General features: G+C 67.3%; 20 protein-coding genes. 7 read left to right on the top strand and 13 right to left on the bottom strand.

Features of this window, described 5'->3' with window-relative positions; all coding sequences use genetic code 11:
* Nucleotides 1-57: 57 nt before the first annotated feature.
* The 3 genes from rpmA to HNR11_RS11215 all read right to left on the bottom strand — a co-directional run bounded on the left by rpmA (nucleotide 58) and on the right by HNR11_RS11215 (nucleotide 4,050).
* Nucleotides 58-312, bottom strand: a complete 255-nt coding sequence (gene rpmA / locus HNR11_RS11225) for a 50S ribosomal protein L27 (protein ID WP_036475435.1) — start codon at nucleotides 310-312, stop codon at nucleotides 58-60.
* A 52-nt stretch (nucleotides 313-364) separates the two neighbouring features.
* Entirely contained in the window at nucleotides 365-673 is a 309-nt protein-coding gene (rplU, locus tag HNR11_RS11220; RefSeq protein ID WP_058889479.1) for a 50S ribosomal protein L21, read from the bottom strand.
* Between the two features lie 209 nt (nucleotides 674-882).
* Entirely contained in the window at nucleotides 883-4,050 is a 3,168-nt protein-coding gene (locus tag HNR11_RS11215) for an Rne/Rng family ribonuclease (protein WP_179442355.1), read from the bottom strand.
* 382 nt (nucleotides 4,051-4,432) lie between these two features.
* Here HNR11_RS11215 and HNR11_RS11210 point away from each other — a divergent pair, with 382 nt between their 5' ends.
* The 3 genes from HNR11_RS11210 (at nucleotide 4,433) to HNR11_RS11200 (ending at nucleotide 6,905) form a co-directional block, all read left to right on the top strand.
* Nucleotides 4,433-5,044, top strand: a complete 612-nt coding sequence (locus tag HNR11_RS11210; RefSeq protein ID WP_058889211.1) for a vitamin K epoxide reductase family protein — start codon at nucleotides 4,433-4,435, stop codon at nucleotides 5,042-5,044.
* Between the two features lie 86 nt (nucleotides 5,045-5,130).
* Nucleotides 5,131-6,240, top strand: a complete 1,110-nt coding sequence (locus HNR11_RS11205) for an S-(hydroxymethyl)mycothiol dehydrogenase (RefSeq protein WP_179442353.1) — start codon at nucleotides 5,131-5,133, stop codon at nucleotides 6,238-6,240.
* A gap of 8 nt (nucleotides 6,241-6,248) precedes the next feature.
* On the top strand, nucleotides 6,249-6,905 hold the full coding sequence (locus HNR11_RS11200) for an MBL fold metallo-hydrolase (RefSeq protein ID WP_179442351.1): 657 nt from the start codon (nucleotides 6,249-6,251) through the stop codon (nucleotides 6,903-6,905).
* 101 nt (nucleotides 6,906-7,006) lie between these two features.
* Here the strand turns inward: HNR11_RS11200 and HNR11_RS11195 are convergent, their stop codons facing one another.
* The 5 genes from HNR11_RS11195 to nrdH all read right to left on the bottom strand — a co-directional run bounded on the left by HNR11_RS11195 (nucleotide 7,007) and on the right by nrdH (nucleotide 11,745).
* Nucleotides 7,007-7,801: a lipoate--protein ligase family protein gene (locus HNR11_RS11195; RefSeq protein ID WP_246310391.1), complete on the bottom strand. Its 795-nt coding sequence runs from the start codon at nucleotides 7,799-7,801 to the stop codon at nucleotides 7,007-7,009.
* Nucleotides 7,802-7,820: 19 nt separating this feature from the next.
* A complete protein-coding gene (gene nrdF / locus HNR11_RS11190; RefSeq protein ID WP_058889215.1) occupies nucleotides 7,821-8,795 on the bottom strand; it encodes a class 1b ribonucleoside-diphosphate reductase subunit beta in 975 nt (324 codons plus the stop codon).
* Nucleotides 8,796-8,871: 76 nt separating this feature from the next.
* Nucleotides 8,872-11,016, bottom strand: a complete 2,145-nt coding sequence (gene nrdE, locus HNR11_RS11185; protein WP_083505000.1) for a class 1b ribonucleoside-diphosphate reductase subunit alpha — start codon at nucleotides 11,014-11,016, stop codon at nucleotides 8,872-8,874.
* 41 nt (nucleotides 11,017-11,057) lie between these two features.
* Nucleotides 11,058-11,486: a class Ib ribonucleoside-diphosphate reductase assembly flavoprotein NrdI gene (gene nrdI, locus HNR11_RS11180; RefSeq protein WP_232301795.1), complete on the bottom strand. Its 429-nt coding sequence runs from the start codon at nucleotides 11,484-11,486 to the stop codon at nucleotides 11,058-11,060.
* A gap of 7 nt (nucleotides 11,487-11,493) precedes the next feature.
* Nucleotides 11,494-11,745, bottom strand: coding sequence for a glutaredoxin-like protein NrdH (gene nrdH / locus HNR11_RS11175; protein ID WP_058889217.1), 252 nt, complete (start codon nucleotides 11,743-11,745; stop codon nucleotides 11,494-11,496).
* A 505-nt stretch (nucleotides 11,746-12,250) separates the two neighbouring features.
* Here nrdH and HNR11_RS11170 point away from each other — a divergent pair.
* Nucleotides 12,251-13,246 (top strand): GTP pyrophosphokinase, encoded by a 996-nt coding sequence (locus HNR11_RS11170; protein ID WP_246310390.1) that lies wholly within the window; start codon nucleotides 12,251-12,253, stop codon nucleotides 13,244-13,246.
* Between the two features lies 1 nt (nucleotide 13,247).
* On the opposite strand, the gene HNR11_RS11165 is transcribed toward HNR11_RS11170, so the two are convergent.
* The 4 genes from HNR11_RS11165 to chrA all read right to left on the bottom strand — a co-directional run bounded on the left by HNR11_RS11165 (nucleotide 13,248) and on the right by chrA (nucleotide 18,580).
* A complete protein-coding gene (locus HNR11_RS11165; protein WP_179442349.1) occupies nucleotides 13,248-14,183 on the bottom strand; it encodes a bifunctional hydroxymethylpyrimidine kinase/phosphomethylpyrimidine kinase in 936 nt (311 codons plus the stop codon).
* Between the two features lie 96 nt (nucleotides 14,184-14,279).
* Nucleotides 14,280-16,064 (bottom strand): gamma-glutamyltransferase, encoded by a 1,785-nt coding sequence (locus HNR11_RS11160; protein ID WP_179442347.1) that lies wholly within the window; start codon nucleotides 16,062-16,064, stop codon nucleotides 14,280-14,282.
* Nucleotides 16,065-16,076: 12 nt separating this feature from the next.
* Entirely contained in the window at nucleotides 16,077-17,237 is a 1,161-nt protein-coding gene (locus tag HNR11_RS11155; protein WP_179442345.1) for a DUF418 domain-containing protein, read from the bottom strand.
* Between the two features lie 98 nt (nucleotides 17,238-17,335).
* Nucleotides 17,336-18,580, bottom strand: coding sequence for a chromate efflux transporter (gene chrA / locus HNR11_RS11150; RefSeq protein ID WP_179442343.1), 1,245 nt, complete (start codon nucleotides 18,578-18,580; stop codon nucleotides 17,336-17,338).
* A 127-nt stretch (nucleotides 18,581-18,707) separates the two neighbouring features.
* Between chrA and HNR11_RS11145 the strand changes: the two genes are divergently transcribed.
* From HNR11_RS11145 to HNR11_RS11135, 3 genes are read left to right on the top strand one after another with little or no spacing between them, the layout of a single operon-like run.
* Nucleotides 18,708-19,871, top strand: a complete 1,164-nt coding sequence (locus HNR11_RS11145; RefSeq protein ID WP_246310389.1) for an SGNH/GDSL hydrolase family protein — start codon at nucleotides 18,708-18,710, stop codon at nucleotides 19,869-19,871.
* 23 nt (nucleotides 19,872-19,894) lie between these two features.
* Complete coding sequence (locus HNR11_RS11140; RefSeq protein ID WP_179442339.1) at nucleotides 19,895-21,736, top strand: ABC transporter ATP-binding protein; 1,842 nt, start codon at nucleotides 19,895-19,897, stop codon at nucleotides 21,734-21,736.
* A complete protein-coding gene (locus tag HNR11_RS11135; RefSeq protein ID WP_179442337.1) occupies nucleotides 21,733-23,415 on the top strand; it encodes an amino acid ABC transporter ATP-binding/permease protein in 1,683 nt (560 codons plus the stop codon). Before HNR11_RS11140 ends, HNR11_RS11135 begins: the two co-directional genes overlap by 4 nt.
* Here HNR11_RS11135 and HNR11_RS11130 read toward each other — a convergent pair.
* The gene (locus tag HNR11_RS11130; protein WP_179442335.1) at nucleotides 23,381-24,418 is read right to left on the bottom strand and encodes an AEC family transporter; all 1,038 of its coding nucleotides are present in this window, start codon (nucleotides 24,416-24,418) and stop codon (nucleotides 23,381-23,383) included. The genes HNR11_RS11135 and HNR11_RS11130 overlap by 35 nt on opposite strands.
* Nucleotides 24,419-24,459 lie beyond the last annotated feature (41 nt).

Here is a 24,459-nt window from a genome sequence, read left to right as displayed (position 1 = left end):
GCCCATCAAGTGGGCCCACCCTCGACTTTACGTGCGAAACGTCTGTGCAGGCCTGGATCAGGCTGCTGGGACGATGTTGACGACCTTCCGGCCGCGGCGGCTGCCGAACTCGACAGCGCCTTCGGCCAGTGCGAAGAGGGTGTCATCGCCGCCGCGCCCGACGTTCACGCCGGGGTGGAACTTGGTGCCGCGCTGGCGGATCAGGATCTCGCCAGCGGAGACGTTCTGGCCGCCGAAGCGCTTCACGCCCAGGTACTGGGCGTTGGAATCGCGGCCGTTGCGAGTCGAGCTCGCACCTTTTTTATGTGCCATTGGGTCTGCCTACCTCTCAGGAAGAACGGGGAATCTGCGAACCTGGAACGCCTCAGGCGATCGAGGTCACCTTGATGCGGGTGAGTTCCGAACGGTGACCCTGGCGCTTGCGGTAGCCGGTCTTGTTCTTGAACTTCTCAATGACGATCTTCTTACCGCGGATGTTCTCCAGGACCTCGGCCTCGACCGAGACCTTGGCGAGCTCATCTGCTGCGGTAGTGACCTTGTCCCCGTCCACCAGCATCACTGCCGGCAGCTTAATGGTGCTGCCTGCCGCGCCCGGAACTCGGTCAACGGTCACGAGGTCTCCAACGGAAACCTTTTCCTGGCGGCCGCCAGCGCGGACAATCGCGTACACCACTTGGGACTCACTTCTCTCGATGATCATTCGGACTAAAACCAATCGCGCAGATCGCGGGTGATCTCCCCGAGGGAGACTCTCCGCAGATCTGCGCGGAAGACATGTCGGTGCTTATCACACCAAGGGTCAACCTTACGCGAGGAGCCTGGGGACAGCAAGTTGACCGAGCCCGCCTCCCCGCCAGGAGGTGAGCGGGCTCGGCCCACCGACTACTCGGGGCGGGAGATCTCCTCGGCCTTGACCCCGACGCCGAACATCACCGGCTCGCCGGTCGGCTTCTTCTTCGGCGTCTCGACCGCGCCCTGCTCGGTCTGAGCCGAAGAGAAGGTCTTGCCCTCTGGCTTCTCTGCGGCGGCGATCTGCTGGACCTCACCGGAGGCTCCCTGGACGGATCCGGCGGCACGACGACGACGGCGGGTCGGTGCCGGGCTGCGCGGTTCACGCGAGTCCAGCGCCTGACCCAGGGTGTCCAGCGAGGCCTGCTTGTCCTTGCCCGAGGCGCCCGCCGAGGCGGAAGCCTTCTGGTCGCGCTTCTCGGCGCGCGGAAGCGGAACCTCCTCGCCGCCGATCCGCAACACCTTCTCGGCCGGAGCATCCGTGGACGCCGCCGGGGCCTTGGAGGTCCCGGATTCGGACTTCGCAGCACCGGACTTCGCTGCGTCGGCCTTGGCTGCGTCGGTCTGCCCGGCCTCGGCCTTGGCAGAGCCCGCACGGGTGCCGGCGTCGCTGTCCGAAGCGGCCGCGTCGGCCGGTCCGGAGCTGTTCTGCGCGGTGCTTTCCTGCGCCGTGTTGTTCTGCGCCGTGTTGTTCTGCGCGGTGCTGCCCGCGGGCTGGCTGGCGCTGCGGCGGCCTCGGCGGCGGGCCGGACGTGAGCCTGTGCCGGAATCGGCGCCGGACTGCGCGTTCTGCCCGGCGCGGCCGCCGTCGTTGCGGTTCTGCTCAGGCTCCTCGGCCTTGGCACGCTCACCCTCGGTGGAGCGCTGCTCTTCCTCGGCGTGCTTGGAGGCGGTCGCGGCGGCGACCTGAGCCAGCGCCTGGCGGGCCTTCTCCTGGCGCTGCTTCTCCTCTGCGCTGACCTCGGGGGACGACTGCTGGGCGGGCTGGGCGGCGTCCTGGTCATCCTCGGGGCGGCGGCCCTTGGACTTGCGCCGCTTCTTAGGCGCCCGTGCCTTCTGCGGCTCCCCGTGTGAGGTGAAGGATCCGCCGTGCTCCACCGGCTCTGGGTGGGTGATCACGCCGCGTCCAGCACAGTGCTCGCAGTCCTCGGAGAACACCTCCAGGAGTCCGGTGCCCATGCGCTTGCGCGTCATCTGGATCAGCCCCAGTGAGGTCACCTCGGCGACCTGATGCTTGGTCCGGTCACGGCCCAGGCACTCGACGAGGCGGCGCAGCACCAGGTCCCGGTTGACCTCGAGGACCATGTCGATGAAGTCGACCACGATGATCCCACCGATGTCGCGCAGACGCAGCTGGCGCACCAGCTCCTCGGCGGCTTCGAGGTTGTTCTTGGTGACGGTCTCCTCGAGGTTTCCGCCGGATCCGACGAACTTGCCGGTGTTGACATCGACCACGGTCATCGCCTCGGTGCGGTCGAAGACCAGCGAACCGCCGGAGGGCAGGTTGACCTTGCGGTCCAGCGCCTTGTTCAGCTGCTCGTCGATCCGGTGGTGGGCGAAGATGTCGTTGCTCTTCTGCTCCTCTGGGATCCACTGCTGCAGCCGATCGAGCAGGTGCGGGGCTACATAGGTGACGTAGGCCTCGATGTTGTCCCAGGTCTCTTCGCCCTGGACCTCCATGGAGGAGAAGTCCTCGTTGAAGACGTCGCGGACCACCTTGATGGTCAGGTCCGGTTCGGCGTAGAAGAGCTCGGGTGCGAGGACCTTCTTGTCCTCGGACTGGCGCTGGATCTGCTCCCAGAGCGCGCGCAGCCGGTTGATGTCGTTGGTCAGCTCCTCCTCTGAGGCACCCTCGGCGGCGGTGCGCACGATCACACCGGCGTTGTCCGGCATGTGATCCTTCAGGACCTTCTTCAGTCGGGCCCGCTCGGTGTCGGGCAGCTTCCGTGAGATCCCGGTCATCGAACCGCCGGGGACGAATACCAGGTAGCGGCCGGGCAGCGAGATCTGGCTGGTGAGCCGGGCGCCCTTATGTCCCACCGGGTCCTTGGTGACCTGGACCAGCACGGAGTCCCCGGACTTCAGGGCGTTCTCGATCTTCCGGGGTCCACCGTTGAGGCGGGACGCGGCCCAGTCGACCTCACCGGCGTAGAGCACGGCATTGCGGCCTCGTCCGATGTCCACGAAGGCAGCCTCCATGGAGGGCAGCACGTTCTGGACCTTGCCCAGATAGACGTTGCCGATCAAGGAGTCCTGGGTGGTGTGCGAGACGTAGTGCTCAGCGAGCACACCGTCTTCGAGCACACCGATCTGGATCCGCTCCCCCCGCTGGCGCACGATCATCTTGCGGTCCACGGACTCGCGGCGAGCCAGGAACTCGGCCTCGGTGATCACCTGCCGACGGCGACCGGTGTCTCGGGAGGAGCGACGGCGCTGCCGCTTGGCCTCAAGCCGAGTGGAACCCTTGAGCCCGGTGACCTTGTCCGACGCCGGAGCCTCTGCGGCTTCGCGCGGGGCGCGCACCCGGGTCACGGTGTGAGCATCGTCCTCGTTGGACTCCACCTCAAGGTCGGAGCTGCCACGACGACGACGCCGCCGCTTGCGGATCACCGGCGAGTCATCCTCGGCGGAGTTCTCACCGGTGGCAGCGCGGCCCTGCTCACCGGAGGCAGAGGAGTCGGCGTTCTTCGACGCCGAGCCTTTGGAATCGTCCTTGCTCTCGGAGTCGCGCTGACCCGTCGGATCCTGCCCGCGTCCAGCGTCCGAGGATCCGGAATCGCCGGAGTCCGAGGAACCCTCGGAGCCGCGATTCTTGTTCCGGCCGCCGCGGCGGCGCTTCCGACGCGACCGGCGCCCTGATCCGTCGCCGTCCTGGTCCTCATCCGAGGAGGAGTCCCAGCCCTGCGAGTCTTCCTCTGACGAGGCCCGGTCCTGCTGGTTCCCGGACTGCTGGTTGTTGGACTGCCCTGCGTCGGACTGCGATGACTCGTTGTGCTCGGACCGATCGTTCTTCCCGGAACGGCCCTCCCGGGAGCCGGTGGACTCGTCTCTGGCGCTGCTGCGAGCCTTGACGGTGGCAAGGTCGGGCGCCTGGAAGAGGACGTTGACGGCGTCGTCCTGCACGGTGGGTCCAGCGGCATCCGTCTCATCGGCCTCAGCGGCGGGCTCTGCGCTCTGCTTCGGCGGCTGTGGTGCACTGAACGGATTGAAGATGTCGTTGTTGCCCGCGGTGTCGTCTGCGGGGGTCTCGGGGTGGGACATTATGGAGTTGCTCCTGACCGCTCCCACGGTGCCACACTCACCGCATCTGCGGCTCTGCTTAGGTGGATTCAGCCGGTCGCGTTGACCCTGGCTCTCACAAAGGGTGCGACCTGCTCATTCCACATATTGATGTTGTCTCAAACCTATTGTGCCCAGCTCCACTGGCTTTCCGGGCGCTGCTCCGATTCTCACGGAGCGCGCTCTGCGCGGCCTTCCAGTGGCTGTTCATCGCTCCCTCGCCTCCGCAGTGACGGTATCTCACAGCGGGTTCTCTGCGGCTGGGGTGATGCCATACAAGCCTTCTCGGTCTGCGGGTGTGGTCCGCGCGCCGATGTGACTCAGTATCGCATACCGCTCCAGATATCTTGCGTAGAATCCCCGCATGGCCCCACACCGAACTGATCAGCTGATTCGCCCGCGCGTCGCCTCCACGCGATCGGTAGGGGTCTGGCTGCTGCTGACCTCGATCGTGGCGGCGGTGGCCAGCGGGCTGTTGATGTACGAGCGGATCCAGCTCTGGCGTGATGCGGACTACACCACCGCCTGCGATATCAATCCCTGGGTCTCCTGTGGCCTGGTCATGGACTCCTGGCAGGCTTCGAGCTTCGGATTCCCGAACATCTTCCTCGGCGTCGTGGGATTCCCGCTGGCCATCCTGGTGGCGGTGACCATCCTCGGCCGGGTCCCGCTGCCCCGCTGGTACTGGCTCGGTCTGCAGGCCGGAGTGACCTTCGCACTCGGTTTCTGCATCTGGCTGTGGTCCCAGGCGGTGTTCGTGATCGGCGCCCTCTGCCCCTACTGCATGGTGGTCTGGGCGGCGGTCATCCCGATGTTCGTGATCGTGACTGCGCGCAACATCGCCACCGGCGCGCTTCCGGTGGGTCCCGGGCTGCAGAAGTTCTCCGCCGACTGGTGGTGGGTGGCGATCGTCCTGATCTACCTGGTGGTGGTGGGCAGCATCATCCTCCAGTTCCCCCAGGCCTTCACCGGCTGAGGTTCAGCGCTCACCGCTGAGATATCGTGGAAACCGGCGCGGGACCCGCGCCGAACGTGTGACCTGCAGATATTGAGGAGCTGGCAATGCCCCAGACCGTGAATGCCGTCGTCGTCAAAGAGAAGGACGGTCCCGCCGTCCTGGAGCAGATCATCGTCCCGGACCCGATCGCCGGCGAGGTGGTGGTCGATGTCCTGACCTGCGGCGTGTGCCAGACCGACCAGCATTACCAACAGGGTGAGGTGGGAGACAACTTCCCCTACCTGCTCGGCCACGAGGCCACCGGGCGGGTCTCGGAGATCGGCGAGGGCGTGACCAACGTCAAGGTCGGGGACACCGTGATCTTGAACTGGCGTGCGGTCTGCGGGGAATGCCGCGCCTGCCGCAAGGGCGAGCCGAAGTACTGCTTCGACACCCACAATGCGCAGCAGCAGATGACCCTCACCGACGGCACGCCTCTTGAAGCGGCGCTGGGCATCGGAGCCTTCGCCGAGAAGACCCTGGTGGCCGCCGGACAGTGCACCCTCATCGAAGATGTCCCGGCCGAGTCCAATGCTGCGGTGGGTCTGCTGGGCTGCGGAATCATGGCCGGCATCGGTGCTGCGATCAACACCGGAGAGGTCAAGCGCGGCGAGTCCGTGGCCGTGATCGGCGCCGGCGGGGTGGGCACCGCAGCCGTGCTCGGTGCGAAGCTGGCCGGAGCCACCACAATCATCGCCGTGGACCTGGATGAGCGGAAGCTCACCAAGGCCTCCGAGCTCGGCGCCACCCACACGATCAACTCCAAGGAGTCCGACGCCGTGGAGAGCATCCGCGAGCTGACCGGCGGATTCGGCGCTGATCTGGTCATCGACGCCGTGGGCCGCCCCGAGACCTATAAGCAGGCGTTCTACGCCCGCGATCTCGCCGGACGCGTGGTGCTGGTCGGGGTCCCTGACCCCTCCCACACCTTGGAGCTGCCACTGGCTGACGTCTTCGGCCGCGGCGGCTCGCTGAAGTCCTCCTGGTACGGCGACTGCCTGCCCTCCCGAGACTTCCCGATGCTGGTCAGCCACTACCGCAACGGCAATCTCGACCTCGACGCCTTCGTCACCGAACGGGTGTCTCTCGACCAGGTCCAGGAAGCCTTCGACACGATGAACCGCGGCGAGGTGCTGCGCTCGGTGGTCGAGCTGCAGTCCTCCACGCAGAATTGAGGAACCCCATGAGCACCAGCTTTGAGAATCTCGTCACCTCCGGAACGTTCTCCCTCGACGGCGGAACCTGGGATGTGGACAACAACATCTGGATCATCGGCGATGAGCACGAGGTGATCATCATCGACCCGGCGCACGACGCCGACGCCGTGGCCAATGCCGTGGGAGAGCGCGCCGTGAGCGCGATCCTGCTCACCCACGGGCACGACGACCACATCAGTCAGGCCCTGGAGGTGCAGAAGCGCCTCGGCGGCAGGATCCATCTGAACCCGGAGGATCAGATGCTCTGGGACGCGGTGCATGAGGGCACCGTGCCGGATGTGCACATCAGCGACGGCGACGTGTTCACCGTGGGAGACGCCACCCTGGTGGCTATCCACACCCCCGGCCACTCCCCCGGGTCCACCTGCTTCTACTCCGAGTCGCTGACCGGACCGGATGGGACCACCCAGCCGGTGCTGTTCTCCGGAGACACCCTGTTCTCCGGAGGCCCCGGCGCGACGGGCCGGTCCTACTCCAGCTTCGAGACCATCATCGAGTCGATCCGGACTCGGCTGTTCCAGCAGCTTCCGGCTGAGACTCTGGTCAACACCGGACACGGCCCCTCAACCACGATCGGGACCGAGTCTCCGCAGCTGCAGGATTGGATCGACCGCGGCGAGTGATCATCCGCTGAACTGATCAGTTGCAGCCACTGATCCGGTGCAGCCACTGAGCGGCTGCAGCAATTGAGCAGTGGCGGCGATTGATCAGCGGCACACGCTGCTCAGCCGTGTGCAGCGGCGCTGGAAGGGATCGGCGAGGGCTCGTCGATCTCTTCCAGCGTGAAGCGTCGGCGATAGACCTCAAGCACCGCCGCCTCGATCTGCTCCACAGTGGTTTGCACCCCGAGGTCGGTGATCGCACCGGCGGTGAGTGGGTCCCAGGGGATCCCGAGCGCCGCGTAGGCGCCGGAGAGCACCCTTCGTATCGGGGCTCCGTCCTCGACAATGATCGAGGAAGAGAACAACCAGCCGGAGCTGATCACTCGCTGGGCGGTTCCGATGAGCTTGATCCTGAGATCCGGTTGCTCCCGTGAGATTCCGTGGACCGAATGATCGCCCGGGCAGTACTCCCCCGGGATCGGTCCCAGACGGGCTGTGACGCCTGCGATCTCCAGCGCTTCGCGCAGCAGCTCGCCGAACTCGGTGAACCTTCTCTGAGAGTGCCGGATCGGATCGGGGTCCGGCTCGATGTGGTCGATGACCAGTGAACCCTGGTGATAAGCCGCCGCGCGGCCCCCGGCGCGACGCACCAGCGGTGTGAAACCTTCGTCCCGGCAGACCTGGGCGGCGTCGTCGAAACCGGGAAGCCGCTCGTCCCGCTGCCCGAAGGCCACTGTGGGTTCCGGCCGGTAGAGCCGCAGCAGCGGCGGGATCCCACGGTCAGCCGGCCCCTGATCGTCCCGGGTTCGACTCGTGGCGCGCGTGCGTCGCAACAGAGACAGGGCCAGCTCCAGATCGGCCTCGGCGCCGTGGCTGGCGCTCTGCCGATAGACCTGGAGCGGCCCTGTGTCTGTCATGGGTAGGTGCACGAGTGGATCAGAAGTCCCAGTCGTCGTCCTCGGTCTCCTCGGCCTTGCCGATCACATAGGAGGACCCGGAGCCGGAGAAGAAGTCGTGGTTCTCGTCGGCGTTGGGGCTCAGCGCGGAGAGGATCGCGGGGTTCACCTCGCTGATCTCCTTGGGGAACATCGCCTCGTAGCCCAGGTTCATCAGGGCCTTGTTGGCGTTGTAGTGCAGGAACTTCTTGACGTCCTCGCTCAGGCCCACGCCGTCGTAAAGGTCGTGGGTGTACTGCAGCTCGTTCTCGTAGAGCTCGTACATCAGCTCGTAGGTGTAGTCCTTGAGCTCCTGCTGACGCTCCGGGCTCTCCTGCTCCAGGGCCCGCTGGTACTTGTACCCGATGTAGTACCCGTGCACGGCCTCGTCACGGATGATCAGTCGAATGATGTCCGCGGTGTTGGTCAGCTTTGCCCGCGAAGACCAGTGCATCGGCAGGTAGAAACCGGAGTAGAAGAGGAAGGACTCCAGGATGGTCGAGGCCACCCGCTTCTTCAGTCCGTCATCGCCGTGGTAGTAGTCCATGACGATCTGCGCCTTGCGCTGCAGGTTCACGTTCTCCTTGGACCAGCGGAACGCCTCGTCGATCTCCTTGGTGGAGCACAGCGTGGAGAAGATCTGCGAGTAGGACTTGGCGTGGACCGACTCCATGAAGGAGATGTTGGTCAGCACCGCCTCCTCGTGCTGGGTCAGGGCATGCGGGATCAGCGCGACGGCACCGACGGTGCCCTGGATGGTGTCCAGCAGGGTGAGTCCGGTGAAGACCCGCATGGTGAGGGTCTTCTCCTCCTCGGTCAGCGTGGCCCAGGACTGGACGTCGTTGGACAGCGGCACCTTCTCCGGCAGCCAGAAGTTGTTGACCAGCCGGTTCCAGACTTCGCTGTCCTTCTCGTCTTCCAGGCGATTCCAGTTGATCGCCTCGACGTGCTCGAGGAGCGCTTTAGATGATGTCAACGTCAGGAGTCTCTTTCTAGAAGAAGCGGGGTTCCGGATCGGGCCGTGGTGATCACGACCCGGATGGGCCCGAGGGTCAGAGCATGCAGGAGACGCAGCCGTCGACCTCGGTGCCTTCCAGCGCGAGCTGACGCAGGCGGATGTAGTAGAGCGTCTTGATGCCCTTGCGCCATGCGTAGATCTGCGCCTTGTTGATGTCGCGGGTGCTGGCGGTGTCCTTGAAGAACAGCGTCAGGGACAGGCCCTGGTCCACGTGCTGAGTGGCAGCGGCGTAGGTGTCGATGATCTTCTCGTACCCGATCTCATAGGCATCCTGGTAGTACTCCAGGTTGTCGTTGGTGAGATAGGGCGCCGGGTAGTAGACCCGCCCGAGCTTGCCCTCCTTGCGGATCTCGATCTTCGAGGCCACCGGGTGGATCGAGGAGGTCGAGTTGTTGATGTAAGAGATCGAGCCGGTGGGCGGCACGGCCTGCAGGTTCTGGTTGTAGATCCCGTGGGCCATGACCGAAGCCTTGAGCTCACGCCAATCGGCCTGGGAGGGGATGTCCACGTGGGCGAAGAGCTCTCGGACCTTCTCGGTCGCCGGTGCCCAGACCTGCTCGGTGTACTTCTCGAAGAACTCACCGGAGGCGTACTGCGAGTTCTCGAAGCCGTCGAAGCTCTGACCGGTCTCGATCGCGAGCTGGTTCGAGGCGCGCAGCGCGTGGAAGAGCACCGTGTAGAAGTAGATGTTGGTGAAGTCGATGCCCTCTTCGGACCCATAGTGGACGCGTTCCCGCGCCAGGTAGCCGTGCAGGTTCATCTGCCCCAGACCGATCGCGTGGGAGCGGCGGTTGCCTTCGGCGATGGAGGGCACCGAGTTGATGTAGGACATGTCCGAGACGGCGGTCAGGGTGCGGATCGCGGTCTCGATGGTCTGCCCGAAGTGCGGGGAGTCCATCGCCTTGGCGATGTTCATCGAGCCCAGGTTGCAGGAGATGTCCTTGCCGATCTCCGAGTAGCTCAGATCGTCGGCGAACTCGCTGGGCTCTGAGACCTGCAGGATCTCCGAGCACAGGTTGGACATGGAGATCCGCCCTGCGATCGGGTTCGCACGGTTGACCGTGTCTTCGAACATCACGTACGGGTAGCCGGACTCGAACTGGATCTCGGCCAGGGTCTGGAAGAACTCACGGGCGTTGATCTTGGTCTTGCGGATCCGCGCGTCGTCGACCATCTCGTGGTACTTCTCGGTCACAGAGATCTCGCTGAACGCCTTGCCATAGACGCGCTGGACGTCATAGGGGCTGAACAGGTACATCGGCTCGTTCTTCTTGGCGAGCTCGAAAGTGATGTCCGGGACGACGACGCCGAGCGAGAGCGTCTTGATCCGGATCTTCTCGTCCGCGTTCTCCCGCTTGGTGTCGAGGAACCGGAAGATGTCCGGGTGGTGAGCGTTGAGGTACACCGCGCCGGCGCCCTGGCGTGCTCCGAGCTGGTTGGCGTAGGAGAAGGAGTCTTCCAGCAGCTTCATCACCGGGATCACCCCGGAGGACTGGTTCTGGATGTGCTTGATCGGGGCGCCGTTCTCCCGGATGTTGGTCAGCGAGAGCGCCACGCCTCCCCCGCGCTTGGAGAGCTGAAGCGAGGAGTTGATGGCGCGCGCGATGGACTCCATGTTGTCCTCGATGCGCAGCAGGAAGCAGGAGACCAGCTCGCCGCGCTGCTTCTTCCCGGAGTTCAGGAAGGTCGGGGTCGCGGGCTGGAACCGGCCGGAGATCATCTCATCGACCATCTTGATCGCCAGCTGCTCGTCGCCGCGGGCCAGGTGCAGCGCGACCATGGTGACCCGGTCCTCGTAGCGCTCCAGGTAGCGATCGCCGTCGAAGGTCTTCAGCGCGTAGGAGGTGTAGAACTTGAAGGCACCGAGGAAGGTCGGGAAGCGGAACTTCGCGGCGTAGGCGCGGTCGAAGATGGCGCTGATGAACTCCTGGGAGTACTGCTCGAGCGTCTCTGGCTCGTAGTAGTCGTTCTTGACCAGGTAGCCGAGCTTCTCCTCCAGGTTGTGGAAGAAGACCGTGTTGGTGTTCACGTGGTCCAGGAAGTACTGCCGCGCCGCGAGCTGATCGGCCTCGAACTGGATCTCACCGTCGGGGCCGTAGAGGTTGAGCATCGCGTTGAGCTCGTGGTAGCTCAGGCCCTGCCACTGGGCGGGCATGACTTTGGCCAGCGGTGCGTCCATGGAGGCCCCGCCCTGCTGGGTCTGTGCGGTGCTCGCCGCGTTCAATGGCTTGGTTGCTGTTTCCAAAACTCTTCCAATCCCGATTCGACTGTGGCCACGTCTTCTGCGGTGCCCATCAGTTCGAATCTGTAGAGGTGAGGGACTCGGCACTTGGCGGCGACGATGTCCCCGGCGATGCAGTAGCTCTCGTGAAAATTCGTGTTGCCCGCGCCGATCACTCCGCGCAGCAGGTTCCTGTTGGATTCGACATTGAGGAACTTGATGACCTGTTTCGGCACCGAGCCTTCGCCCGCGTCGGCTCCGTAGGACGGAAGCACCAAGACGAAGGGGCGCTCCGCGGCCAGGGTCTCATCCTTGGTGCGCAGTGGGAGCCTTGCGACCTCCCCCGCCCCGCGCTGAAGCTTCTCCACGAAGCGGTGCGTGTTGTTCGACACCGAGGAGAAGTAGATCAGCCGTGCGCTGGTGTTCACGGCTGCATCAGGCGACCGAGCTGATCGCAGCGTGCTGTACGGCCAGCTCGGAGATCTTGTCGGGACGGAATCCGGACCAGTGATCGGCCTCGGTGATGACCACGGGGGCCTGCATGTAGCCCAGGCCGCGCAGCCGCTCCAGGGCCTCAGGATCCTGGGTGATGTCGACGGTCTCGTAGGTCACGCCGTTCTTGTCCAGGGCGCGGTAAGTGGCGTTGCACTGGACGCAGGCGGGCTTGGTGTAGACAGTGACAGACATGGGACTCCCCGATTCGAACGTGACGTTTTGGCTATGCCTCAATACTACATCTTGGGTCTGCAGATATCAGCAGCCACTAGATGATGTACTTGCACCGGTGTAGTTCTCCACCGGCTCTCCACAGGACCTGTGGACCGCGACTCCCCTGCAATGACGCGGAACCGACACCCATACTGGGCGTTCCTCCACAGCTGTGGAGTCCGATACTCCCAAGAAGAAGTTTCTGTGAGCGGCGCGTGTCTCGGCGTGTCTGATGCCCCAGAGAAGAAGATGTTGCGTCTGGGTCCTCGGGTTTTCACCAGATGTTGTGGTTGAGGTCTCCCCTGCAGCCTCTGGGGCCCGAGCTGCGGCGTCCAGCCTATCCGGCGGGCAGACCCACCGCGCACCGGCATGCCTTCGAGGGACTTCACAGCCAGTGCGTTTAGGGTCGAGAATCGAAGCACCGGTCCCGTGACCGACGACTCACCGTGGTGAGATCCTGAGACCCCAGAGGAGAACTTCCCCCATGTCCGCTGGACGCGCTCCTGCCACAGACAGTCAGTTTCTGCCCGTTGAAGCCCCGGACGAGGTCTCGCTGAACACCAGGCTCCGGGTGCCGCCCGGGAAGGATCTGGCCCCGCAGGCGCCTGCGGAGAAGAAGCCACAGCGCAGCGAGTCCGAGGTCTACCGGCAGCTGCTCTCAGAGCTGCACAGCAGCGCCGGGGAGGAGAACGACGGGGTGGCGGTCCGGATGGTCGACATCCGGCGTCAGCTCACCGAGTTCCAGCTGCACTATAAGTTCGGCATGGATGAGGTGCTGACCAAGATCAACGTGCTGCGGGAGGAGTTCGAACACACCCGCGACTACTCCCCCATCGAGCATGTGAACTACCGGCTGAAGTCCCTGGACCGGATCCTGGACAAGGTGCAGCGCTATGGCTGCGAACCCACACTGGAGAGCATCCGGCACTCCATCCGAGACATCGCAGGAATCAGGATCACCTGCTCCTTCGTCTCCGATGCCTACTGGGTCGCGGAGATGCTCTGCAGCCAGCCGGATCTGCGGGTGGTCGAGGTCAAGGACTACATCCGCAACCCCAAGCTCAACGGGTACCAGAGCCTGCATGTGATCGTCCAGGTCCCGGTCTACCTCTCCAACCGCACCGAGTTCGTCTACGTGGAGGTCCAGATCCGCACTGTTGCGATGGACTTCTGGGCTTCTCTGGAGCACAAGATCTACTACACCTACGACGGCGAGGTCCCTGGGGACATCCTCGATGAGCTCCGCGACGCCGCCGTGAAGGCCGCCGAACTGGATGCGCAGATGGCCTCCATCCGGGACCGGGTGACTGCGCTGAAGGATCAGGCGCCGGTCTCCGGCCAGGGGGCCACCGGGCCGACTCCTCCGGATCGGGCGACGACCGGGGCATGGTTCCCCTCCGATGACGCGATGGGGACCACCTGGAAGTGGGAGGACATCGCCAAGCACGCCGGCGGACCCCACGAGTCGCCCCAGAGCTGATTCATTGCGCGGCTGAGCCGCCCCAGAGCTGCGCGAAATGCTGGATCGGGCCGTGGCCCTGTCCGACGTCGAGGCGTTCAGAGTCCTGCAGAGCTTCGGTCATCCACTCCTTGACCACCGGCAGCGCGGCCGAGAAGCTAAGGCCCCGGGCTGCCAGGGTCGCCAGGGCCGCCGAGACCGAACATCCGGTCCCGTGCGTGTTCTGGGTGTGGATCCTGGGCGAGACGAACTGCTCCTCATCCGGGCGCAGACCGGCCTGGGCAGGGTAGACCAGGGTGTCCACCACGAGTTCCTGCGCCGAGGCGTCATCCAGGTGCCCGCCCTTGGCCAGGACCACCACCTGGTGCGTATCGGCCACGGTGCGAGCCTGGGCGATCAGGCCCTCGGGATCACCGGCGGGCTCCTCCCCGGCCAGCAGCGCCAGCTCCGGCACGTTCGGGGTGATCAGATCCGCCCGGTGCAGAAACTCCAGCAGCGCAGACTCTGCGGCGGCGTCGAGCAGTCGGTCACCGGAGGTCGCGACCATGACCGGGTCCAGCACCAGCACCGGCAAAGACCGGGTGCCAGCCCCGCGGTCGCCGTGGGCACTGCCGAGGAGATCACTGCCGCCGCCGTCACCGCGCGCACCGAGGCTGTCGAGCCAGTCGTCCACGGCGCGGATGGTGTCCTCCGTGCCCAGCATGCCGATCTTGATCGCGTCGATTGCGACATCTTCGGAGACCGCATCCAGCTGGGCACGCAGGAAGCTCACCGGAGGCAGGTGGATCTCCCGCACCCCCTGGGTGTTCTGCGCCACCAGCGCGGTCACCGCGCACATCCCGTAGCCACGATGCGCGGCGATGCTCTTCAGGTCCGCCTGGATCCCGGCCCCTCCGGTGGGGTCGGTGCCGGCGATCGAGAGGATGTTCGGGATGCTGCGCGGTGACAGAGGGCTCATGGCTCCATGCTAATCGGCCAGCGCGGCCGCGCTCAGCCACCAGGGCGGGTCCAGGGCTGGTCCGGGATCGTGCAGCCAGGTGCAGGTGCAGGGCAGTCAGTCGATCACGGTGTGGCTGCCCACGCGCCGGTCATCATCAGCTCCGGCGACCTCTCCGGTCTCATAGTCGACCTCGAGCGCCTGGACCGAGCCGAAGCCGCCCCATTCATCGGGCCACACCTGCAGCTCCCAGCCGAGGTCCTCGAGTGCCTCCCGGGTCTGCTCGTCCGGCTCGTCGTCGAGGACCAGGAGCTCATCTTCTGCGATGAGCCGGAAACGCAGTCCGTCCACGGCCTCCTGCAGCGGTGCGTCCTGGAGCCCCCACTGGGTGAGCACGGTGCCCATGATGTTCAGGATCTGATGCCCCCCGGGGGTGCCGATGCCCAGGACCGGACGCTGCTGGTCATCCAGGACGATGGTGGGCATCGACCAGGTCACGGACTTCCGGCCCGGCTCGGGTCGGTTCGCCGGAGAGTCCACTGCTTCGAACCTGCTGAGCTGGTTGTTCAGGAAGAACCCTCCGCTGACCTCACCGGCGCCCCAGAAGTTCGTCAGCGTGTTGGTCATCGAGACCATGATGCCCTCATCGTCGACCACCGAGACATGCGTGGTGTTGGCGTCCTGCGGCGCCTGCGCCTGGGGGATGTCAGCCTGCGCCTGGGGAGCATCCCCCTGAGCCTGCGCGGAATCCTGACCGGGATCCTGCGCCGCGGACTGTGTGGAGACCTCCCTGGCGGCGTTGGACTCCGCGTCGGTGATCTCCTCGACCGGGACCTCGACGAAGGCGGGGTCCCCAATCTCGGTGAGCACGGTCTCCTCCGCGACCAGCCAGGCCTCGGAGAGGGTCTGGACGTACTCGGCGGACCCCGGCTCGAGCTCCGCGACGCCCTGGGACTCGGCGATCTGGAGCAGCTGCACCAGGGCCGGGCCGGGCAGCGCCGGTGCGGCCGCGAGGACCTGGTAGTCGCCGAACTCCCCGGAGACCGGCTCGGCGGCGGTGACCTCATAGTCAGCCAGGGTCTGCGCGTCGATGCCCTCGACCTGGGTCAGCTGCTCGGCGAGGCTGCCGGTGTAGAAGGACTCCCAGCCCTCGGCGGCGAGGGTCTCCAGCGTGCCGGCGAGCTCGGTCTGGACCAGCTGGTCTCCGGCCTCCAGCGGCTCGCCGTCGACCTCGAAGGGTTGGACTCCGGCGATCGCCTCGGGGCCGAGGTCCTCGGTCATCCGGGTGGCCAGAAAGTCATAGACCTCGAAGCCCTCGGAGGCGAGCTGCTGGGCAGGCTGGATCAATCGGTCCCACTCCAGGCTGCCGTGCTCCTGGTGCAGGCGTCCCATGCCGGCGACGAAGCCGGGGGCGCCGATGCCGGTCTCTGGGATCTCCCCGTCCACACCGACCATCTCGCGGTAGTCATAGAAGAGCGGGTCCCCGTCCTGTCCGGCGATGACCACCGATCCGCCGCCGCCGAGACCCGATGCGAAGGGTTCGACCACCGACATCGCGAAGGCCGCGGCGATGGCGGCGTCCACGGAGTTCCCGCCCTCGGTGAGGACCTGTTCTCCAGCCTCGACGGCGAGCGGGTGTCCCGCGCTGACTCCCTGCTGGGTGAGGGTGTCCTCCACCGGCTCAGGGGTGCTGGTGGGTTCTTCAGGGGTTCCGCTGGGTGCCGGCGGCGGTGGTGGCGGGGGCTCCTCCTCGGCGGCGCAGGCGGAGAGCAGACCGAAGCTGGCCAGCACCGCCGTGGCTCGGATGGCTTGGCTGCGGAACCGCGCGCTGTGCGCCGGTCGGGTCCCTGTCCGGTGCGGCGGGAGCAAATGTGGGCGCGGCGGGCGGTTCTTCGGCTGCATGTTTCGTCTCCCTCAGGAAGGCGTCGGCTTCTGTTCCATGGATGATCCGGGCTTCGCCCGGCGCGGGTAGGGGCGGGCGACCTGACGGCGACGGTGCCGTTCGGGGAGGCGGTAGCTGACTCGCAGGAAGGCCGGCGTCTTGCGCAGCAGCGTCTCCAGTGGGCCGTAGCGGAAGTTCGCCATCCAGACCACGGCGAAGAGGATCAGCCCCAGCATGATCGCGCAGCTGATCAAGAAGCCCTGAAGCGGCTCCTGGGGCCCGGGGTAGATCAACAGCGCGATGATCACCAGGTGCGCGGTATAGGCGGTGAGCGGCATCTGCCCCACCGCGACCAGCAGCCGGATCCGCTGGTTGAAATAGGGCACGACGATGAGCAGGATCCCCAGCACCATCACCGCGCTGCCGCTGGAGCTGATCAGCCACAGCGGCATCTGAGAATGGCCCACCGCGGAGATCAGGCGGTCGAAGCCGACCTCAGAGGTGTCCGGCTCGCCCAGGACCCGGACCAGCACCTCGGAGGCCCCGAAGGCGCCAAACCCGGTGATGGCTCCGAGGTAGACCAGGCGCCGCTGCACCTTCGCGTTGCCCAGCGGCTGACGGCCCAGCCAGACCCCGAGGAAGAACGGCGCGATCCAGACCACCAGAGGGTAAGGCCCGGAGATCAGGATGGCACCCAGGATCTGGAACGGGGAGTCACCGATCTGAGCCGGCTCGATGTGAAAATCGGTGCTCTGCCGCGCCAGGATCCACAGCACCGGGCCCAGCAGCGCCGAGGCGGCGGCGGAGAAGAACAGCCACCGGGTGGACATCTTGACCATGAAGGCGGCCAGGAAGAACAGTGCGGCGTAGGTGGAGAGGATCACGTTGACCCCGTGCTCCAGGGTCTGCAGCCCCAGCCCCAGGCCCAGCAGCAGCAGTCCGCGCCAGAGCAGCGTGCTGCGCCGGGTGATGCCCTTGGTCAGCGAGCGGCGAGCCAGAAACGTGACGCCGATGCCGGCGAGGACCACGAAGAGGATCGAGGCCCGACCGTTGAGCGCCCGCACGATCCACGAGGCCCAGCCGTCGTCGTTGTACGGGCCGACATTGACGATGATCATGCCGAAGACCGCCGCGGCCCGCGCCACATCGAGGGCATACAGACGACTCAGTCCGCGAGCTTGGGAGCTCAGCATGCGGCAGGGTCCTCCTCGCCAGATCGGTCAAGTACCTCAGAACTGTACCTCTCGGTCCTGCCCATCGGCTCGACATCCTCCCTTCGGCCAGTCGGGCCTCAGAGCAGCACCGCGCCGAGCAGACCGGCGCCGATCACCACGGCCCAGGCCGGTGCCCGCCAGCTGTTCAAAGCGACGAAGGCCAGCACTGCGAGCACCAGCGCCTCGATTCCTACCTCGAGCACGCCGGCGGTGAAGACCGGGGTGTACAGCGCGGCGGCCAGGATGCCGACGACGCCGGCGTTGACCCCCATGAGCGCCTTCTGCGCGGAGGTGCTGCCGCGCAGCCGCTCCCAGAACGGCAGCGCCGCGATCACCAGCAGCGCGGCGGGGAGGAAGATCGCCAGCACCGCGACGGCGGCGCCCACCAGGCCTGAGGGCTCACCGGTGCTGGAGGCGCCAAGGAATCCGGCGAAGGTGAACAGCGGACCGGGGACCGCCTGTGCGGCGCCATAGCCGGCGAGGAACACCTCCGGGTCCACCAGGGTCGGCACGGTCTCGGCCTGGAGCAGCGGCAGCACCACGTGACCGCCCCCGAAGACCAGCGACCCAGCGCGGTAGAAGGAGTCCAGCATCGTCGCCCAGCCTGCCCCGGTGGCGGCGGCGAGCACCGGAAGTCCCGCCAGCAGCCCGAGGAAGACCCCTGAGGCGGTCCAGGCGGCTCGCCGGGAGACCCGCACCGGGAAGGCGTCCTCGGGGCGGGCTCCGCTCTCCGGGGGACGGAGCCAGAACCACCCGATGATCCCGGCCAGCAGGATCGCGGCCACGGTGACGAAGGGGTTCGGGACCAGCAGCACCAGCACCATCGCGGCGGCGGCGATGGAGGCGCGGGGTGCGTCCGGGGTCAGCGTCTTGGCCATCGAGAGCACCGCATGGGCGACCACGGCCACCGCGGCGGCCTTGAGCCCATCGATCCACCCGGCCTCGGCGAGATTCCCCGCCTGCTGGAGACCCAGAGCGAAGGCGACCAGCAGCACCACCGAGGGCATCGTGAACGCGAACCAGGCAGCGAGCATCCCGGGGTAGCCGGCCCGCTGCAGGCCCAGGGCCATGCCCACCTGGCTCGACGCCGGGCCGGGCAGGAACTGACACAGCCCCACCAGGTCGGCATAGGCCTTCTCGGTGAGCCAGCGACGGTGGGTGACGAAGGCGTCGCGGAAATAGGCCAGGTGCGCCACGGGGCCGCCGAAGGAGGTCAGTCCCAGGCGCAGGAAGACCAGGAACACCTCCCCCACGGTGCCGGGATGGCGGGAGACCGACGGCGGTGCGCCGTCGTCCTCGGGGTGTGGGGAACGCTGAGTCATCAGCGCACACACTTGAGCAGGAAGGTTAACAGCAGTTGAACAGCCCTGATGCCCGGGTTGGTACCCTTCAGCGAGACTCGAGCCGCCGGAACCGGCGCCTGCGAGCCGTTGGAGAATGGAGACGGATATGAGGATTGCGGCCGCTGAACTGGCTCCGCTGCTGCGCGGGGCGCTGGAACACCAGGTCAGCGACCGTGGGCTGCTGCCGTGGCGGCTGCCCGCCGCCGCGCGGCGTCAGACCACCGATCCCGGGGTGGAGCGCGTGGCCGCCCAGCCCAGCGGAGTCCATCTGACCTTCCGCACCGAGGCCACCACGCTGGTGCTGATCACCCACCCGACTCGCGACGTCACCGGGGATCAGGTCCCGAAGGGCGGACTCTACGACGTGTTAGTCGACGGGGAGCTCTATGCGCAGCTTCACTCCCCCGTGCAGGGTGTCGGCACGACCCGGCGCAGCGACCCGCTCACCGGTGAGGTCTCCACCAGCGTCGGAGCCGACGCCCGGATCGAGCTGCCGCAGCTTCCGCCCGGCGCCCACGACGTGCAGATCTGGCTGCCCCACGACGAGCGGACCGAGCTGGCAGCGCTTGAATCGGACGCCGAGCTGATCCCGTCGGACTCCGCGGGAACCACCCGCTGGCTGCACCACGGGAGCTCGATCAGCCACGGCTTCGCGGTCTCCCACCCCACCGGGACCTGGCCCGTGGTCGCGGCTCAGACGGCCGGGGTCCAGCTCACCAACCTGGGGCTCGCCGGTCAGGCGATGCTCGATCCGTTCACCGCCCGCACGATCCGCTCCGCGGAGGCCGATGTGATCAGTCTGAAGCTCGGGATCAACATCACCAACGGGGACACCATGCGGCTGCGCACCTTCGTCCCGGCGGTGCACGGTTTCCTCGACACGATCCGGGAGGGCCGCCACGCGCAGACACCGCTGCTGCTGATCTCCCCATTGCACTGCGCGATCCAGGAGACCCGGCCCGGCCCGGTGCAGATGCAGCTGCTGGACTCCGGTCCGCGCTTCTCCGCCATGGGCGACCCGGCCGAGGTGTCCTCCGGGAAGCTCACCCTGCAGGTGATCCGCAGCACGCTGCGCGAGATCGTGCAGTCCCGGCGGGCGCAGGACCCGCAGCTGCATTTCCTCGATGGCCTGGAGCTCTTCGCGGCCAGCGATGAGGCTGAGCTGCCGATGGCGGATCAGCTGCACCCCGAGACCCGGGCGCAGCGGCGGATCGGGCAGCGCTTCGCAAATGTTGCACTCTCCCGCGGGGGCCCGCTGAACCTGGGATGATTCAAGGCGTGCTTCTGCAAGACATGCCTCCCCGCGCGTGGATCGCCACCACGCTGCAATGGATCCGCACGATCGCGCTCGCCACGCTGTTCCTCGCCCTGGGCCAGGTCCTCGACGCCGCGCTCGCCCAGCAGCAGAGCCCCGGTGCGCTCCTGCTGGCCGGCGTCGCCGGGATCCTTGCGGTGACCTGCGCCGGGGTCGCCGCGGCGGTCCCGCCGCGACTGCGCGCCGTGGAGGAGATGCGCTGGCGCGGCAGCGGGATTCGGGCGGCCCTGGGCCGTGATCCGGCCGAGGCCGCACCCACAGGCGCTGCAGGCCATGCGGCCACCGGCGGTGGGCGACCCGGTGCCGCTGGCAGGCGGCCCAGCGCCGGCGGGCGACCCGGCACCGGTGAGGCGGAGCTGCTCACCGGAGGAGTGGAACGCATCGCAGAGTATCGCGCGGAATTCCTGGGCCCGGCGCTGGCGGCGTTCACCGCCCCGGCGCTGGTGCTGCTGTTGCTGGGGATCTTCGTGGACCCGGTGATCGCGGTCGTTCTGCTCGTCCTGGTGCTGCTGGTCCCGGTGCTGGTGAGGTTCTTCCTCGCACGCTTCCGCGGGCCCACCGCCGCCTATCGCCGTCTCGCGGCACAGGCCACGGCGAAGTTCCAGGAGGTGCTGCGTTCGCTCGGCGGGCTGGTGCTGCTCGGAGCCGAGGACGCCGGTCGGCGCAGTGTGGCCGAAGCCGCCGCGGCGCTGCGGGTCCAGGCGGTGGCCCTGCTCAAACGCAGCCAGCTGATGATCCTGGTCAACGACGCGCTCTTCTCCCTGGTGATGATCACCGCCGCCGTCGGACTGGCCCTATGGCGGTTCGACGCCGGCATGATCACCATCGGCGGGTTCCTCGCCGTGCTGCTGCTCTCCACGCTGCTCTATGAACCCATCGACAAGCTCGGGCGTTCCTTCTACGTGGCCATGGCCGGGCGGACCCAGCAGGGCCTGTTCACCCAGACGCTCACGACGCCGGAGGCAAGTGCATCAAGCCGGACACCCCCGACGACGACGTCGCCAGCTGTCCCTGCGGCTGATGCTCCTGCTGCAGAGTCGTCAACAGAGACACCGAGCGGGCAACCGGACGAGGCGGCGTTCGTGCCAGGCCGCGGACCCGCCGAGCTCCTGCGCCTGGAGGACCTCGGCGTGGAGCGCGGCGGACGCGGCGTGTTGCGCGGAGTCACACTCAGCGTCCCGCGCGGCACCGTCCTCGCCGTCGTCGGGCCCTCCGGTGCGGGCAAGTCCACGCTGGCCGCGGTGCTCCAAGGGCTGCTGCCGGCAGCCTCGGGTCAGCTGCTGCTGGAAGGTCATCCCGCCGATCCCGCGGCGCTGCAGCAGGCGGCGGTGACCGTGCCACAGAAGCCGTTCATCTTCTCCGGCACGGTGGCCGAGAACCTCCGGCTCGCCCGCCCGGAGGCCTCAGAGGACCAGCTCTGGGAGGTGCTCGCCCAAGCGCGCCTGGATGCGGAGATCGCCGCGAAGCCAGACGGCCTGGACACCCAGGTCGGTGAGGACGGCGGGTCCCTCTCCGGGGGGCAGATCCGACGCCTGGCGATCGCCCGTGCGCTGCTCTCCGGCGCGAAGCTGCTGATCCTCGACGAGCCCACGGCTGACCTGGATCGCCGGGCCGAACGCCTGGTCGATGAGTCCCTGCGCAGCCTCGCCGGGGACCACACGCTGATCATCATCGCGCATCGACTCGCGACCACCCGCTGGGCCGAGAAGGTGCTGGTGCTCGAAGCCGGGGAGACCGCGGCGCTGGGCTCTCCCGATGAGCTTCTCGCCCAGGCCGGCTATTACGCGCAGGCCACTGCAGGAGAAGGAGAAGACCGATGATCGCCCACCTGCTGACACTGGCCAAGGGCTCGGCGGGGCTGCTGGCGCTCTCCGCCTTTGCCCGCACGTTGACCCTGCTCTGCGGCGCCGCGCTGCTTCTCTACCCGGCCTGGCTGGTCGGACGCCTGGCCGACGATCAGGACATCCCCCCGCTGGGCACCGTCATCGCGGTGATGATCGCGCTGGCCGCGGCCAAGGGGCTCACCCGCTACGCCGAGCAGCTCTCCGGGCACACCGCGGCCTTCGCGCTGCTGGAGCAGCTGCGGGTCCGGCTCTACGAGAAGCTGATCCCGCTGGCTCCGGCGGTGACCGCCTCCCGAGGAAGCGGTCGACTGCTCTCGGCGGCCACACGCGACGTGGACCGGGTGGAGGTCTTCTTCGCGCACACCCTGGCTCCGGTGGTGACAGCGGTGCTGATCCCCGCCGCCGCCGTCGTGCTGACCTGGAGCCTGACCGGGCAGGGGCTCGGAGGGGCGCTGCTGGTGATCTATCTGGCAGCTGCTGCCATGCTCATCGGCATCGGCCGCCGCGGCGGACGCGCCACCAGCACCGCCCAGGTCCGCGCGCGAGGTGCGTTGGCCCAGGAGATCAGCGACGATCTGCGCGGCCGTTCGGAGATCACGATATTCGGCGCCCAGGAACAGCGCGCCCAGCGCGTGGACCGTCTCGGCGCACACATCGGGGCAGGCTCCCGGGGCGCCTCGGTGCTGCAGGGACTCCGTGCGGCGGCCGGGCAGGGCTGGCAGGTGCTCGCCCTGCTGGTGCTGCTGCTGCTCGGGCTGCCCCAGGCCCAGGAGGCAGTGTTCGGCTACACCGAGCTGCTGCTGGTGCTGGCCCTGGTGCCCGGCACCGCACCGGCCCTTGCCGCCATCGAGGCGCTCGGCATCTCGCTGCCCGCGGCGCTGGCATCGGCGGCGAACCTGCGCGAGCTCGAAGAGAGCTCCCCGGCGGTCCGTGAGCCGACCCGCCCGGCCCCGGTGACCACCGAAGCCGACGGCGCGGCCTCGGTGTCCTTCCAGGGGGTCAGGTTCGGCTACCCCGGCACCTCACGCGAGGTGCTCGAGGGTGTGGATCTGCACATCGAACCGGGTCAGGTGGCTGCCGTCGTCGGGGTCAGCGGATCAGGGAAGTCCACACTGGCGGCGCTGCTCACCCGGGTCTGGGATCCGCAGGAGGGCCAGGTCCGGCTCGGCGGGACCGATGTCCGAAAGCTCTCCCTGGCCACGCTGCGCGAGCAGATCACCGTGGTGGAGCAGCGCCCGGTGATGATCAGCGGCAGCATCCGGGAGAACCTGCTGCTGGGCAGCCCCGAAGCCACCGATGAGCAGGTGCTCGCCGCGTGCCGCTGGGCCTGCCTGGACACCGACATCGAGGCGATGCCCCAGGGCCTGGACACCGAGCTGGGAACTGAGGGGGCGCGTCTCTCCGGTGGCCAGGCGCAACGCCTGGCGCTGGCCCGCGGGTACCTGCGTGCCAGCCCGGTGCTGATCCTCGACGAGATCACCTCGGCCCAGGATCCGCTGACCCAGGCCGAGATCCTGCGCCGGATGCCCGAGGCCACCAGCGCCACGGTGATCATGATCGCGCACCGCTCGGCGGTCCTGCGCCATGTGCACAGCGTCTATGAGATCGACGCCGGGCAGATCACAGCAGCAGCTCGGCCAGCAGCGGGAGCGTGAGCAGGCAGGCCAGGGTGCTGGTCACCAAGATCGAGGCGGCCAGTCGTCCGTCCCCCTCGTACTGCTGGGTGAAGAGGTAGACCGTGGTCGAGGAGGGCATGGCGGCGATGATGATCAGGGTTCCGGCCCAGATCGGTCCGAGCTGGTCATAGAAGGGCAGCACGGCCAGCCAGGTCAGCACCGGCAGGATCAGGATCTTGCCCATCGTTCCCAACGTGATCAGGCGTTTGGGCACGCCTCCGCTGCGGATCCCCTCGATCGCCGGGTGCAGCGCGAGTCCCACGCAGAACAGCGCCAGCGGCACCGCCGTCTGCCCCAGCAGGCTCACCGACTCATCGACCGGCGCCGGCAGCCGCAACGGGCTGAAGACCACCAGCAGCGCCAGCGCCATGGCGATGAACACCGGGTTGAGCAGCAGCGCCCGTTTCAGGATCGGTCCGATCTGGGTGCGCAGCAGATGCCAGACCCCGCTGAGTCCTCCGATCCTTTCAGGAGTCTCAGGCGCTGACCCGGCGGCAGATCGGTGGTCCTCGGCAGATCGCCGCTCCGCGCGGGCGGTCACGACGGTGCGGACCAGCGGGTAGCCGTTGAGGTAGATCAGGTTGTGCAGCATGTGCACGATTCCGGCGGCCAGGCCGGCCTCGGGCCCCAGCACGCTGATCGAGACCGGGATCCCGAAGTACCCGACGTTGCCGAAGCTGCCAGCCAGTGAGGTGGCCGCGGCGCCTTCCCGGCCGCGGGCCCCGAAGAGCGAGCTGGCGTAGTACAGCGCGATGGAGACCAGCGGGGTCACCACGGCGACGATGAGCACCGCGAGCACCGGGAAGCCCGCGGTGGGCGGTGCGGTGACCATGGCGGTGTAGATGAAGGTGGGCAGCGCGAAGTAGAACAGGAAGCCGTTGAGGTGGTCCTGGCCGCTGCGAAAACGCGGGATGAACCCCGCGGCGAAGCCCACGCCGATCACCAGGAACATCGGGCCGATCACGGCGAGCATCGCCACCATCAGCGTCTCCCCCGTCGGAGCCTGGCCTGCCCGGCGCAGGG

It is taken from the genome of Nesterenkonia sandarakina, assembly GCF_013410215.1.
In the GTDB taxonomy this organism is placed as follows: domain Bacteria; phylum Actinomycetota; class Actinomycetes; order Actinomycetales; family Micrococcaceae; genus Nesterenkonia; species Nesterenkonia sandarakina.
Note: the sequence above shows the minus strand (reverse complement) of the source record. Positions and strands in the feature narration are given on the sequence as shown.